Raw genomic sequence first — 18,262 nt, forward strand, 5'->3', positions numbered from 1 at the left:
TGCGTACTTGTTATATATAAACTGATTTTTTATAATGATAGCATAACTTTTAACCAAAAACAATTAGGAGGAATATATATGGATGCAATATTAAAAAGAAAAAGTATAAGAAAGTATAAAGACATAAAGATAGAAGATGAGATTATTGAAGAATTGTTAAGGGCAGCAATGCAAGCACCTTCTGCTGGAAATGAGCAACCTTGGGAATTTATAGTCTTAAGAGATAAGGAAATTATGAGAAAAATTACTGATATTCATCCTTATTCGAAAATGTTATTAAATGCAGATGTGGCAATTGTAGTTTGTGGTGATGAATCAAAGGAAGTATTTAAAGGATATTGGGTGCAGGATTGCTGTGCTGCGACAGAAAATATATTATTAGCCGTTGAAGATAAAGGATTGGGCGCTGTATGGTTAGGGGTTTATCCTATGGAAGATAGAGTGAATGGTTTAAGAAGAATTTTAAATTTACCAGCTAATGTAACTCCATTATCAATAATCCCAATTGGATATCCAAACGAAAATAAAGAAGCAGTAAATAGATTTGATGAAACAAGAATACATTATGATAGATGGTAAATAAATTGTTTAGTGAATGCTAACTAAGTTAGTATTTTATTAATCAATTTAATATACAAGGACATGAATAAATTATATACATTATAAAAAATTATTAGATATTAAAATAAATCAGAAGTAAAAAATAGAAAACTTAATTTTACAGGAGGTAATTTTATGAAGGTTGTTGCATTTAACGGAAGTCCTAAGAAGGAAGGAAACACATATAATGCTATAAGGATGGTTGCAGAAGAGCTTGAAAATGAAGGAATAGAAGTTGAAATTGTTCATGTAGGTAATAAAATAATAAGAGGATGTCTTGCTTGTAATGCTTGCGCAAAAAATAAAAATGGGAAATGTATAATTGATAATGATGAAGTAAATGAATTTATACAAAAGATGAAAGAGGCAGATGGAATAATATTAGGTTCACCGGTACATTACTCAGGTATAGCTGGAACTATGAAATCATTTTTGGATAGAGCATTCTATGTTGCAAATGATGGGGCTTTAAGACATAAGGTAGGAGCATCTGTAGTTGCTGTTAGAAGATCAGGAGGAGTTGCTACTTTTAATCAACTAAATAATTATATTAATTATGCGGAAATGCTTATGCCAAGTACAAATTACTGGAATGTAATACATGGAGCAATGCCAGGTGAAGTTTCAAAAGATGAAGAAGGAAAACAAATAATGAGAGTTCTTGGAAAAAATATGGCTTGGCTTATGAAAACAGTTGAAAATGGCAAAAAAACAATTAAAGAACCGGAAAGGGAAAATAAAATACTTACAAACTTTGTTAGATAATTGATAATTCAATTATAAAAAATTAAAAGGTAGGGATTTAAATGATAAAGGTAGTTGCTAGAAATGTTGCTAAAGAGAATAAACTTACTGAAGTTATTCAGCTTTACAAAGAACTAGTAGGATTAACAAGGAAAGAAGAAGGATGTATAAAGTATGAATTGTATCAAGATGAAAATGATCCTACAATTATTACGATGATTGAAGAGTGGGAAAGTAGAAAGGCTTTGGATGAGCATTTGAAATCAGAGCATTTTACTAGAATTGTTCCAAAGATAAAAAAGTTCATGACGAAACAAACAGATATGAATGTATACAATAAATTAATTTAATACTTGTGATAAAAATTGGGCAACTTTACGCAAAGTCAATATTAATTTATGTATGAATAATATGTTAAAATAAAAAACTTCCAACATTGTAATCTAGGTTAATGTGTTGGAAGTTTTTTATTTTAACAATCGCCTAATAAATCAAAATTTAAATCGCTTAATAAATGATTAGTAGTAGTTACATTTAGCTTCTTTTTTATTGCAAAAATTATAGCTGAATCTCTTGAATCTTTTGCATATAATTGTCCTACGTTTCCAAGGGTTAAAATTCTTTGTATTTCTTCAAGACTTAATTTAGCAGCAATACAAAGTTGTAAAATTTTATCACGGCTAGGTTTTTTCTTTCCGCTTAAAATTTGATAAGCATAAGTTCTATCAAGATTAGAGTCATCTATGATTTTACTCTTTTTAAGTTTTTTTTCATGTAGAATATTTTCAAAATAAGTGCAAAAATCTAAGTTGTTAAAAGCAGTTTTAGTTTCATTTATGTATGTATTTAATTTGGTTGTATCATCTATTGAATTTAATATATCTAAAAGTTCAGAAGTTTTTTTATCTTTCATAAGTACAATCCTCCTTAAAATTCGCTGGTATGATTATCATAATTATACCAGTATGATATAATTTTCATTGGAGAAAAGCAATGATTAAAGGGGAGTTTTAATGGAAGATTTACTTAAAGAATATGTAGAATATAAATTATCAAATTATAAAGTATTAACTAAGCTTAGTGAAAATAAGAAAAGTAAGATTTTTTTAGTGCAACATGTTGAGACAAGTGTTATTTATGTAAAAAAAATTCTTATTAATTATGATATAGAGGTTTATAAAGAAATACAAAATATTAGGAGTATATATACACCATATATTTATGAGGTTTTAGAATATAGTGGTAAATTAATATTGATAGAAGAGTTTATAAATGGTTCTACATTAGAAAAAACTTTAGAAAATATTAGTGGGCCTTTAAGTGAAATTAAAACTATTGAATATATAATTTGTCTTTGTAATATACTAGAAAAACTTCATAGTTTAAAAAAACCTATAATTCACAGAGATATAAAGCCATCTAATATTATTATAAGTAATGATGATGTTTTGAAATTAATAGATTATGATGTGTCCAGGACTTATAAAATAGAGGAAAATCATGATACAGTTATTATGGGTACACATGAGTACGCACCACCAGAACAATTTGGATTTTCACAAACAGATTGTAGGAGTGATATATATTCTATAGGAATATTAATGAATTTTATGACAACAAAGGATTATCCTAAAAATAAAAAAAATGATGGAATTTTAAAAGAAGTAATAGAAAAGTGTACAAAATTTTTACCGAATGATAGGTATCAATCCGTTAGAGAATTACAAGAAGAATTAAAATTAAAACTAAATGCATATAAAGAAGATTTTATCTGTAGAGTAAATTCGTCCAATATGGGATTATCAGAAATAGAACCTTTAGACTTAAAGGAAAAGGTTGATGTATTTGGAAAAATTTTTGATAAGAAGATAGAAAATTATAAATATAAACCGGATAATATGACTTTAAAAAATTTTTATAAGGCTATTCCAGGGTTTAGAAGTGGCCAAACTTGGAAAAGCATTATAGCATGTATTTGGTATATATTTTTAATGCTTATAGTGGTAATTATATTTCCTACTTCAAAAAATATTTCTGAAGATGCAATGATGTTTTTCATGTTTATAGTATTAACAATGTTATATACAAATTTTTTAAATATAAGAAAACACATACCTATAATAAATAATTTGAAAATTTATATAAGAATTTTAGGGTATGTATTATATACATTTATAATTATAATTATAACAGGAGCACTTTTAAATATTTAAATTAAAAAATATTTTTTTACTCTTTTTGTATGCTTACAGCACACCAAATAAAATAATATAAGTTTTATAATGAATCTGTCGCAATAAATTATGTGACAGATTTATTTTTTGGGGTGATGTAATATGAACAAAGGAAAAGTTAAAAAGAAAATTTATAAAAGATGGTGGTTTTGGACTGTAGCAATTATTTTCATTTTAATCTTAGCGAATCCACTTAATAACAATAGCAAAACTGTTAAAGAGAAAAATAGCGTTGAAACTGATAAAAAGAAATCAGAGGAAAAAGTAGTAGAAGATAAAACTAAAACCAGAGATAACTCAACAGCAGTAGAAACAGTATTAGAAACGGGAAATTTTATAGTAGGACAAGACATACCTAAAGGAAGATATGTATGTACTAGTGATTCAAGTGGAAATTTTGTTATTTATGATAAGGATAATATTCCAGTAGTTAATGAAATTTTAGGGGATGAAAATTTTGGGGTTACAAAAGTGACTGTTGATATTAAGGATGGCGAAAAAATAGATATAGGTGGAATTAAAAATGTTAAATTTACTCCAGCAAATACTGAGTTATTACAGGAGTTAACTACAGGAATATGGGAAGTTGGTCTTGATATTAAAGAAGGTAGATATGTTGCATCATCAGCTAAGGGACAAGGGAATTTTATAGTTTATAGAAAGGGGCTTCCAATAACTAATGAAATATTATCTCATTCAGGAGAGTTTGGAGTTCCTAGTATAACACTTGAAATTAAAAATGGGGATTTAATTCAAATAAGTGCATTAGAGAAAGTTATATTTAATTCAAAATAAAGCTAATAATGGAGGTTAATTAAGTAATGAAAAAAAGTAAAGCATTAGTTATATCAGCAGTATTAGGTATTATATATTCAATTTATTTAGTAAGTTATTTTGGTGGAACAATATTTGGAGCAGGGTCAGGAACTGAAGCTGTAGGTGGTGCAATTGCAACGGCATTAGTTACACCACATATGATATGTATAGTTTTAGCTACAATATTTAATACACTAGGTGCATTTTTAAATAAATCTGGGTTTGCATTGACAGGTGCAATACTGTATTGTGTTGGTGGTGTTCTATTTATAATGTATATATTCTTTGTTATACCGATGATAGTTCTAAGCTTTGTTGGATACGGAAAAGTTAAAAAGAATATGATTTTAAGTAAATAATAAATTGGATAAAAACTGTATTAAAATAGGATTTGAATTCTAGATTAATGCAGTTTTTTAGTATGTATAAAAATATATGTAATATTATATATATTTTGATAGAGAAACCAAATAAATACTTATATTTCAATTGAAATTTTAAAACAACTATAAAAAATATTAAAGTTTTTATAAATGATAACGAATTCATTATTGTAGAACAAAGTATAAAATATTAGGAAAATTAAGAAATGTTAATTTATTTTTAGGAGGTATATTATGAAATCACAAAAACTTGCTGCAATTATGTTATCTGTAGTAGTAATATTAGGAGCTGCTAGTCCAATTTTAATGGAAGGTACTACAGTTCAGGCTAAGGAGATAAGCACTAAAAATATACAAACAAAAATATCTACTAATATTGGAATTGGTCAAGAATCATGGGGTTCTACTGTATTTGCTCCATATGTAGATGCTTGTTCGTATCCTGTATTTTCTCTTACTGATTATGCAAAAGCAACAGGAACAAAACACTTTATATTAGGTTTTGTAGTTGATAAAAATGGACAACCATCTTGGGGAACATATTATGATATGGAGGAAGGTCCTACAGATTATCAAGGCGGTAGTTTGTTAAAAGAAATTCAAGGTTTAAGGCAAATGGGCGGAGATGTAATGGTTTCTTTTGGTGGAGAAGCTAATGTACCATTAGCATCATCAATTAAAGATGTTAATAAATTAAAGGATACCTATAAAAAAATTATTAAGGATTATGGATTAACACATGTAGATTTTGATATTGAAGGGGCATGGACAGCAGATTTTGATTCTATAGAAAGGCGTTCAGAAGCGCTTGCATTACTTCAAAAAGAACTTAAAGCTGAAAATTATCCTCTTGAAGTATGGTATACACTGCCAGTGTTACCTTCAGGAATGACTAATGGAGTAGACGTAGTAAAAAGTGCAGTTAAACATGGCGTAGACTTAAGCGGTGTAAATGTAATGACTATGTGTTTTGGTAGCAAAGTACCAGACGGAACTATGGGAGATTTAGTTATAGATTCAGCTAAAAGCGTTCATAAACAATTAAAAAATATATATGCTCAAGCTAATATAAAGAAAAGTGATGCAGATATTTGGAAAATGATAGGAGTTACTCCTATGAATGGTTTAGATTATAGTGGAAATATAGTTGATCAAAATGAAGCAAAGGAAGTTTTGAATTTTGGTAAAACTGTAGGAATGAGACTTATAGGTATGTGGTCTGTAAATAGGGATTTCCAAAATTCTCAAGGAAAGACTAATTATGTTTCTATAAATGATAGTTCTATATTACAAGAAAAGTTTGAGTTTGGTAAAATACTTTCAAAATATGATTCAAATGATGGAACAGAAGTAATAGAAAAACCAGATACAGAAGATCCAGGTGATGGTGGTGAAGTAGATGGAGTTTCTGCATATAAAACAGATAGAGCATATGTAGCAGGAGAGCAAGTAAGTTATAAAGGAAAGATTTATGAAGCAAAATGGTGGACAAAGGGAGACTTGCCAGATGCAAAAGTAAGTAATTCATGGGAAACACCATGGAAATTAATTAAAGATGTAGAGACTCCAGGAGAAAAACCAGATGAAAAACCAGATGAAAAACCAGGAGAAGATGGAGAAACATCAGAAGATGCACCATTATATAATTCTGATAAGGAATATATAGCAGGAGATAAAGTAACTTATAATGGAAAAGTATATAAAGCAAAATGGTGGACAAAGGGAAATTTGCCAGATACAAAAGTAAGTAACTCATGGGAAACACCATGGGAATTAGTAGGGTAGATAAAATATAAATAATAAATTAGAAGCTGTCTTAAAGATAAAATTAAGATGGCTTTTAGTTTATAAAAATGTATAAAGAAATAATTTTAAACTAAAATTATACTAAAGTACATAAATAAGAGAAAGTAGTGAAAATAATGAGAGTATTTTTTGCAATTACATTTTATGAAAAAACAAAAGATAAATTATTAGAGTATAAAAATTTAGTAGCTAGTAATTCAATTAAAGGAAAATTTACAGATAAAGATAATCTTCACCTAACACTTGAATTTATAGGAGAAGTTGATGAAAAAAATTTGAAAGTATTAATTAGTATATTACATAGATTACAAAAAGGTCCAATAAACCTTGTTACATCTGATATTGGTTCATTTAAAAGAGGAAATAAAGAAATAATTTGGCTTGGAATTAAAAAAAATGAAGAACTTATAGAATTACAAAGGGAGTTAAAAAAATTATTAGTGGATAATAAATTTAAAGTTGATGATAGAAAATATACCCCTCATATTACAATTGGAAGACAAATAATTATTGATAATAAAATAAAACCAAACAAATTTGAATCTATAGAAATTCCTATACGTTCTATAGTAATTATGGAAAGTAAAAGGGTTAATGAAAAGTTGGTTTATGAGCCATTAGAAGAAATAATGTTGAAAAACATACACTAGAATTATAAAGAAGTATTTTTTTATTTTTGGTTTCATTCTATAATTAAAACATATGGAAAATAAATGTTTTATATATGGGGGTAGTATATATGAATGAAGATATGAAATATAAAAAAATTATAGAAATTGTTCAAAATAAATTAACTTGTTCAGCACATAATTTGGATCATGCTATTTTAGGTAGTGAAATTGCAGAAAATATATTAATAGATCTAAATTATGAGAAAGAAAAAATAGAAAAAATAAAGCATTGTATTGTTACACACAGGTTTAGAACAGGAAATGAGCCAAAAACAATAGAGGCTAAAATACTTTTTGATGCAGATAAACTTGATGTTATTGGAGCAAGTGGAATAGCTCGTACTTTTATGTTAGCAGGGCAATTTGGTCAAAGATTAATAGTAGATGAATCAATAGATGATTATTTTAAAATTAATACTGTTGAAAATGGAAGATTAAAAGATGTTTCTAAACATACACCTTTTATTGAATATGAAGTAAAATTTAAAAAAATTCCTAATAAATTGTACACAAAGAAAGCAATAGAAATAGGTAAAGAAAGACTAAAATTTATGGATGAATATTTCAGTAAATTAAAGTCGGAGATTAAAGGTGTTGAATAAAAATAGTTTATTATACATTAAGTAAATTAAAATCTATTCAATTCATTTAAATATACAGTGATAAAATATAATGTTAAAGAAAGGTATGGTGGGGGTATGAAATTTGTATAAAATATTGATAGTAGAAGATGATGTGATTTTAAACAATGGAATTAGTTTTAATTTTAAAATGGATGGATTTGACATATTTCCAGCCTTTACTTTAGAAGAAGCTAAGGTTATTTTATATAAAGAAGATATGGATATTATTATATTAGATGTTAACTTACCAGATGGAAGCGGATTTGAATTTTGTAAAGAGATAAGAAAAACCTATTCTAATCCTATTATATTTCTTACTGCTTGTGATATGGAATTAGATGTTATAACAGGATTAAAAATTGGCGGCGATGATTATATTACAAAACCTTTTAGTTTAAATATATTAAGGGAAAGAGTTTTAGCAGTTTTAAGAAGGTATGGCAAAAGCAAAAGTATTATTTTAGATATATTAAAAAGTGGAGAATTTGAATTTGACTTTGATAATATGACTATATATAAAAATGGGGAAACAATAGATTTGCCACCAACAGAATATAAAATTTTAAAAAAATTAGTAACATCTAAAGGCGAAATTTTAACAAGGCAAACATTATTAGAATCCATATGGGAAGATGATAGATATATAGAAGAACATGCATTAACAGTAAATATTAATAGACTTAGAAGAAAAATAGAAGATAATCCATCAAAGCCCAAATATATTAAAACTATTTATGGTGTAGGATATTGTTGGGGTGGTGAAGTGAATTGAAAAGCGTAAAAGTACTTTTATTAGATAATTTATACAAAGTATTTATTATGATTATTTTAATTATAAGTGGTGTTTTCCTTTTAGGTGCTAAATATAAATTTAAAAATGCATTAAAGGTAAACATAGATTTAAATGAATTATTAAATTATATTTTTATTATGAACAGTATATTTATATTTATTATTTTCATACTTATTACAGGATTTGTATATTTATTAAGGAGTAAGGTTTTAAACTTTTCTAATAGAATGAGTGATATTATTGATAAAATTATATGTAATGAAGAAAATATTGTTTTTGATACAGATAAGGAAACTTTACTTTCAAAACTTGAAAATAAATTAAAAAAACTTGTTGATATAATAGAAACTGATAGAAAAAAATATTTTATGGAAAGAGATAGTATCAAATCTTTAATTTCAGATATTTCACATCAAATAAAAACTCCAATAGCTAATATATGTATGTACAATGATACATTAATTGAAAGAGAATTAGATGAAAATAATGAAAAACTATTTTTAAGTAATATGAGAAATCAAGTTTCAAAGCTTCAATGGTTAGTACAAGCCTTAATTAAAATGTCTAGACTTGAAAGTAATATAATTGCGCTTAATAATAAAAATACTTTTTTAATGGATACTATAGCAATTTCTTTAAAAGGAATTTATTTAAAGGCAGAAAATAAAGATATAAAACTTACAGTTAGCTGTCCACAAAAGTTGAAGTTATGTCATGATAAAAAATGGACCAGCGAAGCAATATTTAATATTATTGAAAATGCAGTTAAATATACTGAAAATGGAGGGGAAATTCAGATTATAGTAGATGAATGGCAACTATTTACCAAAATAGATATTACAGATACAGGTATTGGTATAGAAAATCAAGATATAAATAATATATTTAAAAGATTTTATAGAGGTAAGGAAGTAACTGAATTTGAAGGTGTAGGAATCGGATTATATTTAGCAAATGAAATAATCACAAAACAAGGTGGATATATTAAAGTAAATTCTAAAAAAGGTAAGGGTAGTACTTTCTCAATATTTTTAAAGAATTAAAAGTAGCAACATTTTTATTATGCTGCTTTTTATTTTTTTGTATAGACATTCAAAACAAATCACAAATTTATTAACTTAAAAAAGTAACAATCTTAAAATTGAAAATTAAAAAGTGTATAAATATGAATATCACTAAACTGTTACTTTTAGACTTTAGAATATCTCAATTCTGTGAGGTCTGTAGCAATATAGTAGTGATATTATAGTGCTAACAGGTATTTGAGAGGAGATAAAAGAGATGGGTATATTAAAAGTAGAAAATTTAAAAAAGTATTATGGTAAAGATGAAAATTTAGTTAAAGCCTTAGATGGTGTTAGTTTAGAGATAGATAAGGGGGAGTTTGTTGCCATAGTAGGAACATCAGGCTCTGGAAAGAGTACATTATTGCATTTAATAGGGGGATTAGATAGGGCCAGTAAAGGTAAAGTTGTTATTGATAATAAAGAAATATTTTCAATGAATGATGATGAACTTACAATTTTTAGACGTAGAAATATAGGGTTTATATTTCAAAATTATAACCTTGTTCCAATTTTAAATGTATATGAAAATATAGTATTACCAATAGAACTTGATGGAGAAAAAGTTGATTCTAAATATGTTGATGAAATAATAGAAACTTTAGGATTAACAGATAAAACTAACAGGCTCCCTAACAATCTTTCAGGTGGTCAACAACAAAGGGTAGCTATTGCTAGATCTTTAGTAACTAAACCATCTATTATACTAGCAGATGAACCAACAGGAAATTTAGACTCTAAAACAGAGCAAGAAGTACTAGGACTTTTGAAATTTACAAGCAATAAGTTTAATCAAACTATAATCATGATTACTCACAATGAGCAAATAGCACAGATGGCAGATAGAATAATTAGAATTGAAGATGGAAAAATTGTTGTGAATAGGGGGTAGAAATTATGTTGCAAAATAATAATAGAAATTCTGTTAATAAATTAAGCAAAAAAAGTTTAAAAGCTAATAAAATGAGAAATATGTGTGCAATACTTGCAATAATATTAACTACCATATTAATAACAATTACTATATCAGGAGGTATAACATTTTATAAAACTAACAAGATTTATGATATAGTTTCTAATTATAATGTTAATTGTGATGGATATCTTAACATAAACCAAGAAAGTGAAAAAAAGTTAAATTCAGTAGATAATGTTGATAAGGTAGGAATTATTCAATTAGCTAGTGTTGAAGGGGTTAAAAATAAAGAATTATTAAATGAAAATATAGCTTTAGAGTCGGTGAAAAATAAAATTGCATTTGATATGATGGCTGTAGTTCCTATAGAAGGGTCTTACCCTAAAAAACCAGAGGAAGTTTTTGTTCCAACTTGGATATTAGAAGTTTTAGAGGTAGAGAAAAAAGTTGGGAAAAAAATAAATTTAGATGTTGAAATTAACGGTGAAGTTAAGACTATAGAGTGTGTTTTAAGTGGTTATTATGAGTCTTTAGTACCAAGGGGTTCAAATCAAACAAAAATTTTTGTGAGTAATGAATTTATAGAAAAGTATAATAGTGAGATAATAGATAAAAAAAATACTAAGGTAGCCTTTATTACTCTTAAAAATTTAAATGATGAATCTTCATTTAAGACAGCTAAAGATGAAATACAAAAGATAGGACAAAAAATAGGAGCGTTAAGTTATAAAGCAAACCCTAAATATGATAAAGAAGAAAATGGAGTGTTTCAATCAGACAACATGGAACAAGTCATAGCTATAAGTGTTGGATTATTAATAGTTATGATTACTGGATATTTAATAATATATAATATTTTTCATATATCTGTAGCTAGAGATATTAGATTTTATGGTCTTTTAAAAACAATTGGAACTACATCAAAACAACTAAAAAAAATAATACTAAAACAGGCAATTAAACTTTCTATTATAGGTATACCAATAGGACTTATTTTAGGATATATTGTGTCAATAATTATTGTTCCTATGGCACTTAAATTTACTATATTTGGTAATATAACTGTGGTTTCCCATAGCTTAAGTATGTTTTTAATATCAACAATTTTTTCATTAATAACTGTTTTAATAAGTTGTAATAAGCCAGCAAGAGTGGCAGGGAAAGTTTCACCGATTGAAGCAGTTAGATATGTAATTTCTGATAATAAATCAAAGAAAAAGGTTAAAAAGGGTGCCTATGGAGCTAAAATTCACAAGATGGCATGGAGCAATATTATAAAAAATAAGAAAAGAGTTATACTATCTATAATCTCAATTTCATTAAGTGCCTTAACTGTTATATTCACTGTAAATGCAACTATGGGGTTAGACCCTAAAAAGCATGCAAATGCTCAAATGACATCAGATATTTCAATTAAAAATCTTGTATATAATGGTATTCAGTCAGGAAAAGGATATGAACCTATAACAGAAGAATTTATAGAGAAAATTAAAGAGTTAGATATAGTAGAAAATGTAACACCTTATTACAGTGGAATTACACCGGAACAGGATGGAACAATAATTATGTTTTGGAGTAAAATTAAAATTGATGAAAATTTTAAAAAAGAACTGCAAGGTTATGGTGACCCTAATAAAAAATATACAGGTTTTTCTATTGATCAAAGAGAGGAAAATACAATATATACAAGTGTTAGAGCTTTAAAAGCTGATATTGTAGATAAAGAAGTAGAAACATTAAAGTTAATTGATGGAACTATAGATAAGGAAAAATTTAAAAAGGGAAATTATATTATCTTTTATCCTACATCAGAAAAAGATAATTCTGTAAAAGCTGGAGATGTTTTACCTTTAACTTTTCAAATACGAGATGAAAATGGAATTTTTAAAGAAGTTAAAAAAGATTTTAAAGTTATGGCTGTTGTTTCACATCAAGATGGTGAATTTGCATCAAATAATTTAGAATTTTTAAATATAGAAGAAAATGCATTTAAAGAAATATTTCCCAATTATAAAAATTATGTAGATTGTCTTAATATTAAATTAAAAGATGGAACTGATTTAAAAAATGCAGACAAAGTTATATCAAAACTTATTATTGAATCTGGCAATATTTCTTTAAAATTAAGTTCCAAAAACTTTTTTATAGAAGGTCTAAAAAGTATTAAAGTAACATTTTTAGCAATTGGAGCTATTATTTCAGGAATTTTAGGTTTAATAGGAATTATAAATGTAATGAATACAGTTCTAACAGGTATTTTTTCAAGAAGAGTAGAATTTGCTATGCTTGAATCTATTGGTATGACAAAAAAGCAGCTTAAAAAGATGATATTATTTGAAGGTCTATATTATATAGTATTATCGTCATTACTCATAATACCATTAGGAATTGCTGTGTCATATGTAGCACCAATGATGTTACCGATTTATGGAGGATTAAATATTTCTATATGTATAATATCGATTTTAGTAGCTATAATAATTATAGCCATATTAATAATGATAATTCCAATTATCGGATATAAATTAGTAAGTAGAGAAAGTATAGTAGAAAGACTTAACTTCGTAGAATAGAATAAAATTAATTTTAGAGGTGTAATATAGAAATAACGCCTCTAATTTTTATTTAAAATATTTCAATTTAAAAATTAGTGTTAAATTTAAGTTTTTAGAAAAATATAAATTGAAAATTTCGTTAAAAACTTATATTATAAAGCATATAAAGTTTTACAAAGGAGTATCATTATGAAAAAAATATATTTATCACATCTTTTAGAGGATAAAGATATGGAGAAAGTTTTGAAAAATTATCCTATTGGTATAGAAATAATAGAGTTTGGCATTGGCCAATCATTAGACTGTAAAGAAGAAAGTTTGAAAAACTATAAGGAAAGATTAAATAAAATAATAAAAAAGCCATCACTTTCAGTACATGGACCTTTCTTAGATTTATGCCCTGCAAGCTTTGATAGTTTAATAAAAGATGCTACTATGAAAAGGTTTGAAAGTTCCTATTGGATGGCAAAAGAAATAGGTGCAGAACGTATAATTTTTCATACGTGCTTTAATAAAATGGTATACTTTAAGAGCTCTTGGGAATATAATTCTAAAATATTTTGGAAAGAATTTTTATCTAATAAAGATGATTCAATAAAAATACATATAGAAAATGAATATGATAGTGATTATGAGCATATTGTAAATCTTATAGATGGAGTAAATCATCCTGCATTTTCAGTATGTCTTGATATAGGTCACGCAAACTATTGTTCTAAAATACCATTAGAAGATTGGATAAAAGGGCTTGGAAAAAGAATTGGTCATGTACATTTACATAATAATTATGGAATAAAAGATAATCATAATGGAATTTTAAATGGGGACATTTCTATCTTAGATGTCCTAAACAAAATTAATGAAACGTCTAAAGATGCAACATGGACTTTAGAGGTTGGCAAATATGATGAAATAATTAGTTCATTAGAATGGCTAAAAGAAAATAAATTTTTATAAAAACTTTATATATTTAAATTATATTATAAAAAATCCTCCTTTGGTTGATAAATAGTTGGTTTTTATACCAATACTTAAAATACAAAGGAGAATTTTATATATAAATTACTATGTTTTATTACAAATATGGAGTAATAAAATAGTGTTGTATTAAAGCTAACATTAAATTAAAGATTAATATTAAAGAAATAATAATTATATGACGTTTTTTATGCATTACTACAATAGCTATATATTCTCTAATTAATGCATTTGGCAAGAAATAAAGTGCTGTTTTAGAACCAATTCCTTGGCTTTTTAAACCAGCCATTTTTGCATACAGAGCAGCACGGAATAAATGAAAATTATTTGTTGTAAATATGCTGTTGTATTTATTACTTAAATTATCCATTATGTTTTTTGAATATGTCATATTTTCAAAGGTAGTAGTTGATTTATCTTCTAAGATTGTATCTTCAAATGGAATACCTTTTTCAACTGCATATTTTTGCATAGCTAAGGATTCTGAAATTTTTTCATCATTTCCTTGTCCGCCAGAAAAAATAATTTTCGGAGGAGTTGTAACAATACTTTGCTTATTATAAAATTCAATTGCTCTATTAATGCGACTTGCCAATAGAGGTGGAACCTTATCTCCAATTAATCCACTACCTAAAACAATAATAAAATCTTGATTTAATTTTGGATGGTTAAATTGATATAGAAATGATATCATCAAAAAATTAAAAACATCAAAGAAATAATATAATGAAATTATAATAAAACTACTTAAGAAAATATTTATTTCTTGAGAAAATAAATTTGTTGATAAAATAAAGGAGCCAATAAGGAATAATATTAATCCAATAGCTATAAATAAAGTTAATAAATTAGAAAAACGTTTTCCCTCACGATTTATAAGAATTTTAGTATTTATGAATAAGCCTACTATTAATGCATGAATACCAAATATAGGAATCAACAATAAGAAAAAAATAAAAATAAGGGCTATAATAATTAAAAAACGATTTTGTGTTGAAAATGCAGCATATATAGATGTTATTATAGCTGAAAATAAAAATATATTAAATAATAATCCATTAATTAACTTTCTTGAATCAAGCAGATAAGATGTTAAAAAAATTATAAATGTAAATAACGTTAAGCCTAATAGAAAAAACATGTTGTAACCTCCATATGATTTTAAGTTGAGTTTTATTTAAAATTCATTCAATATATATTTTATCCTAAAAAGTATAAATATTATATGTTTTTTAATAGCACTTAATTATACAGCATAAATTTTAAACAGTGAAAATATGCTAAAAGTATATAAAGTTGTAAAATTAAGCTTTTTACTTTTGATATAGGTTAAAAATAAAGCTTATTTCATTATATGATAGTATAATGAATGTGTATAGTAAAAACTAAAAACATATAGGGAAGAGAGTTTTATAAGATTATATATTAAGTGAGAGGAGTATTGAACAAATGATAATAGTTGATATACCAGGTTATAAAAGTATTGGAATAAAAAATGTTGTCTTTGATTTTAATGGGACCATTGCAGAAGATGGTGTATTAATTGAAGACGTAAAAGAAAAAATCAAAGAATTATCATATAAAGATGTTAATATATTTGTTGTTACAGCAGATACTTATGGTACTGTAGAAAAGCAATGTATGGAACTTCCTGTTAAAGTAAAAATTTTTAATAAGGATAATGCATGTGAAGATAAAAAGAAAATAGTTCAAAAGCTTGGTAGCGATAGTACTGTAGCAATTGGCAATGGGAAAAATGACATAGAAATGTTTAAAAACAGTATAATGTCTATAGCTATAATTGGAAAAGAAGGATGTTTTACTAAAGCTGTTTTTCAAGCTGATATTGTAGTAAATAATATAGTTGATGCAATAGATTTAATATTAAAGAAAAATAGGGTAAAAGCTACATTAAGAACATAATATCTATTAAAGAAAAAGAGGGGAGATTTTAGTGGAAAAATACATAACATTCATAAAAAATGCTTGGGAAAATTTTATATATAATGATATTATCAATGAACAAATAAGAAGTGAAATATTAGAATCATGGATTAGATGTAAAAAATATAATGTTAATCCTATGGGTGGAAAAGGTAAAAATAAGCATAGTAATATTAAAGAGCTTATAGATAAAAATAGGGAATTAATAAAAATAGCTAAGCCAGTTATGGAAAGTGTATATAAAATAGTTGAAGGGTCAAGTTTTGCTATGATTTTAGCAGATAAAGATGGTTATATACTTGAGGTTATTGGTGATGAAGATATAATGGATAGGGTAAATGAATTAATTTTTTTAAAAGGGGAATTATGGAGTGAAGAAGAGGTTGGGACTAATGCAATAGGAACTGCTCTTTATTTAAAAAAACCAATACAAACAATAGGAGCAGAACATTTTGGTATAAGTCAACATTCTTGGACATGCTCTGCATCACCTATATACGATGAAGATAAAAAGATAATAGGATGTATAAATATGTCTGGAAATTATTATAATGCACATTCACACACTTTAGGAATAGTGACATCTGCAGCAGAATCAATACAAAAACAATTTGCTTTAAGTAGGTCATATAACCTTTTGAATGTAACCTTTAATTCCATATCAGATGGAATGATAGTCATTGATTCAGATAGTAATATTAAGAGAATAAATGGTAGAGCGTTAGAGGTATTAAACTTAACTTTAGATGATGTTATGAATTTAGATATTAAAAGTTTAATTACTAATATTGATTTTAAAGCATTATTAAAAGGTGATAAAAAAGAAATTTATAATATTGAGAGTGATTTTAAAATAAAAAATAACAAAATAAAATGTATTGTTAATGCAGTTCCAATGAATGTAAATAATAAAAATATTGGTATGGTAATAACTTTTAAAGAAACAAAACATATACATAAATTAGTCAGTAAACTAGCAGGATTTAAAGCTAGCTATACCTTTGATGATATAATAACAGAAAATAAGAATATGAAAAATATGATATTATTAGCGAAAAAATCTGCTAAAAGTGATTGTAATGTATTAATAGAAGGGGAAAGTGGAACAGGAAAAGAACTTTTAGCGCAATCTATACATAATTATAGTGATAGAAGAAATAAACCGTTTGTAGCTGTAAATTGTGCATCTATACCAAGAGAATTAGTAGAAAGTGAACTTTTTGGTTATGAAAAAGGGGCATTTACGGGAGCAGCTAAAGAAGGGCATGCAGGAAAATTTGAATTGGCAGATGGAGGAACAATATTTTTAGATGAAATAGGTGAATTACCGCTAGATATGCAGAGTAAACTTTTAAGGGTTTTAGATAATGGAAAAATAATTAGAGTGGGAGGAACTTTTGAAAAGCAATTAGATGTAAGGGTAATAGGTGCAACAAATAGAATATTAAAAAAAGAAGTAAATAGAAAAAATTTTAGAAATGATCTTTATTATAGATTAAGTGTTATGAATATTAAAACAATACCGTTAAGGCAACGAAAGGAAGACATAGGATTGTTAGTTAATTATTTTACAAAAAAATTATCTATAAAAAAAGCAACAGAAGTTAAAAAAATTAATAAAGATTATGTGGAAAAGTTAAAAGATAACTATTGGGAAGGTAATGTTAGAGAATTAAGAAATGTTGTAGAACGTGACTTTTATTTAAGTGAAAAAAATATATTAGTTTCTTATGAAGTAGAAAATACATGTAAAAAAGAGGAGAAAATATTTGAAAATGTAATTGATATTAAAACATTAGAAAAAGAAGCTATAGAAAAAGCTATAATACAAAGTAATGGGAATATGGTTCAAGCGGCAATTTTATTACAGATAGGACGATCTACACTTTATAGAAAAGTAAAGAAATATAATATTGCTTATAAAATTTAAAGTGTATCAAAATGAGAAAAGTAGATATATGTATCAAAATGAAACAATTACTCTTGTTTCATTTTGATACATTTTTTATTTTGCACTCATAATTAAATATATAGTCTATTGTAGAAAATATGTAAGAAAGACTAATTTAAAAATTAACAAAATAAAGAATTTAAATAGTTGGCATAATTATTGCTTTATTTAATTGTGAATAGTT

18 protein-coding genes are annotated in these 18,262 nt (G+C 26.0%); 16 read left to right on the top strand and 2 right to left on the bottom strand.

Annotated elements, in window-relative coordinates; translation table 11 throughout:
• Positions 1-78: 78 nt before the first annotated feature.
• The 3 genes from AZI32_RS02515 to AZI32_RS02525 all read left to right on the top strand — a co-directional run bounded on the left by AZI32_RS02515 (position 79) and on the right by AZI32_RS02525 (position 1,694).
• A complete protein-coding gene (locus tag AZI32_RS02515) occupies positions 79-579 on the top strand; it encodes a nitroreductase family protein (RefSeq protein ID WP_010299477.1) in 501 nt (166 codons plus the stop codon).
• Positions 580-735: 156 nt separating this feature from the next.
• Entirely contained in the window at positions 736-1,365 is a 630-nt protein-coding gene (locus AZI32_RS02520; RefSeq protein ID WP_010299476.1) for a flavodoxin family protein, read from the top strand.
• A gap of 41 nt (positions 1,366-1,406) precedes the next feature.
• Complete coding sequence (locus AZI32_RS02525; RefSeq protein ID WP_061994335.1) at positions 1,407-1,694, top strand: putative quinol monooxygenase; 288 nt, start codon at positions 1,407-1,409, stop codon at positions 1,692-1,694.
• 122 nt (positions 1,695-1,816) lie between these two features.
• Here the strand turns inward: AZI32_RS02525 and AZI32_RS02530 are convergent, their stop codons facing one another.
• On the bottom strand, positions 1,817-2,257 hold the full coding sequence (locus tag AZI32_RS02530; protein WP_061994336.1) for a transcriptional regulator: 441 nt from the start codon (positions 2,255-2,257) through the stop codon (positions 1,817-1,819).
• A gap of 100 nt (positions 2,258-2,357) precedes the next feature.
• Between AZI32_RS02530 and AZI32_RS02535 the strand changes: the two genes are divergently transcribed.
• The 11 genes from AZI32_RS02535 to AZI32_RS02585 all read left to right on the top strand — a co-directional run bounded on the left by AZI32_RS02535 (position 2,358) and on the right by AZI32_RS02585 (position 14,162).
• Positions 2,358-3,557, top strand: a complete 1,200-nt coding sequence (locus AZI32_RS02535; protein WP_061994337.1) for a protein kinase — start codon at positions 2,358-2,360, stop codon at positions 3,555-3,557.
• A gap of 123 nt (positions 3,558-3,680) precedes the next feature.
• Entirely contained in the window at positions 3,681-4,373 is a 693-nt protein-coding gene (locus AZI32_RS02540) for a hypothetical protein (RefSeq protein WP_061994338.1), read from the top strand.
• Between the two features lie 26 nt (positions 4,374-4,399).
• A complete protein-coding gene (locus AZI32_RS02545) occupies positions 4,400-4,753 on the top strand; it encodes a hypothetical protein (RefSeq protein WP_061994339.1) in 354 nt (117 codons plus the stop codon).
• Positions 4,754-5,011: 258 nt separating this feature from the next.
• Positions 5,012-6,562, top strand: coding sequence for a chitinase (locus AZI32_RS02550; RefSeq protein ID WP_061994340.1), 1,551 nt, complete (start codon positions 5,012-5,014; stop codon positions 6,560-6,562).
• Positions 6,563-6,699: 137 nt separating this feature from the next.
• Positions 6,700-7,233: an RNA 2',3'-cyclic phosphodiesterase gene (gene thpR, locus AZI32_RS02555; RefSeq protein ID WP_061994404.1), complete on the top strand. Its 534-nt coding sequence runs from the start codon at positions 6,700-6,702 to the stop codon at positions 7,231-7,233.
• A gap of 89 nt (positions 7,234-7,322) precedes the next feature.
• Entirely contained in the window at positions 7,323-7,856 is a 534-nt protein-coding gene (locus AZI32_RS02560) for an HD domain-containing protein (protein WP_061994341.1), read from the top strand.
• A 103-nt stretch (positions 7,857-7,959) separates the two neighbouring features.
• Entirely contained in the window at positions 7,960-8,649 is a 690-nt protein-coding gene (locus AZI32_RS02565; RefSeq protein WP_061994342.1) for a response regulator transcription factor, read from the top strand.
• On the top strand, positions 8,646-9,713 hold the full coding sequence (locus AZI32_RS02570) for a HAMP domain-containing sensor histidine kinase (RefSeq protein ID WP_061994343.1): 1,068 nt from the start codon (positions 8,646-8,648) through the stop codon (positions 9,711-9,713). The genes AZI32_RS02565 and AZI32_RS02570 overlap by 4 nt, the downstream gene beginning before the upstream one ends.
• Before the next feature lie 238 nt (positions 9,714-9,951).
• A complete protein-coding gene (locus tag AZI32_RS02575) occupies positions 9,952-10,626 on the top strand; it encodes an ABC transporter ATP-binding protein (RefSeq protein ID WP_061994344.1) in 675 nt (224 codons plus the stop codon).
• A 5-nt stretch (positions 10,627-10,631) separates the two neighbouring features.
• On the top strand, positions 10,632-13,223 hold the full coding sequence (locus AZI32_RS02580) for an ABC transporter permease (RefSeq protein ID WP_061994345.1): 2,592 nt from the start codon (positions 10,632-10,634) through the stop codon (positions 13,221-13,223).
• Positions 13,224-13,394: 171 nt separating this feature from the next.
• Entirely contained in the window at positions 13,395-14,162 is a 768-nt protein-coding gene (locus tag AZI32_RS02585; RefSeq protein ID WP_061994346.1) for a TIM barrel protein, read from the top strand.
• 118 nt (positions 14,163-14,280) lie between these two features.
• On the opposite strand, the gene AZI32_RS02590 is transcribed toward AZI32_RS02585, so the two are convergent.
• A complete protein-coding gene (locus tag AZI32_RS02590) occupies positions 14,281-15,324 on the bottom strand; it encodes a YdcF family protein (RefSeq protein WP_061994347.1) in 1,044 nt (347 codons plus the stop codon).
• Positions 15,325-15,632: 308 nt separating this feature from the next.
• Between AZI32_RS02590 and AZI32_RS02595 the strand changes: the two genes are divergently transcribed.
• Both AZI32_RS02595 and AZI32_RS02600 read left to right on the top strand, forming a co-directional pair.
• Entirely contained in the window at positions 15,633-16,106 is a 474-nt protein-coding gene (locus AZI32_RS02595; RefSeq protein WP_010299430.1) for an HAD hydrolase family protein, read from the top strand.
• A 31-nt stretch (positions 16,107-16,137) separates the two neighbouring features.
• Positions 16,138-18,057 (top strand): sigma 54-interacting transcriptional regulator, encoded by a 1,920-nt coding sequence (locus tag AZI32_RS02600; RefSeq protein ID WP_061994348.1) that lies wholly within the window; start codon positions 16,138-16,140, stop codon positions 18,055-18,057.
• Positions 18,058-18,262 lie beyond the last annotated feature (205 nt).

Origin of the sequence: Clostridium sp. ATCC 25772, from assembly GCF_001573875.1 — a bacterium.
GTDB lineage: Bacteria > Bacillota > Clostridia > Clostridiales > Clostridiaceae > Clostridium_J > Clostridium_J senegalense.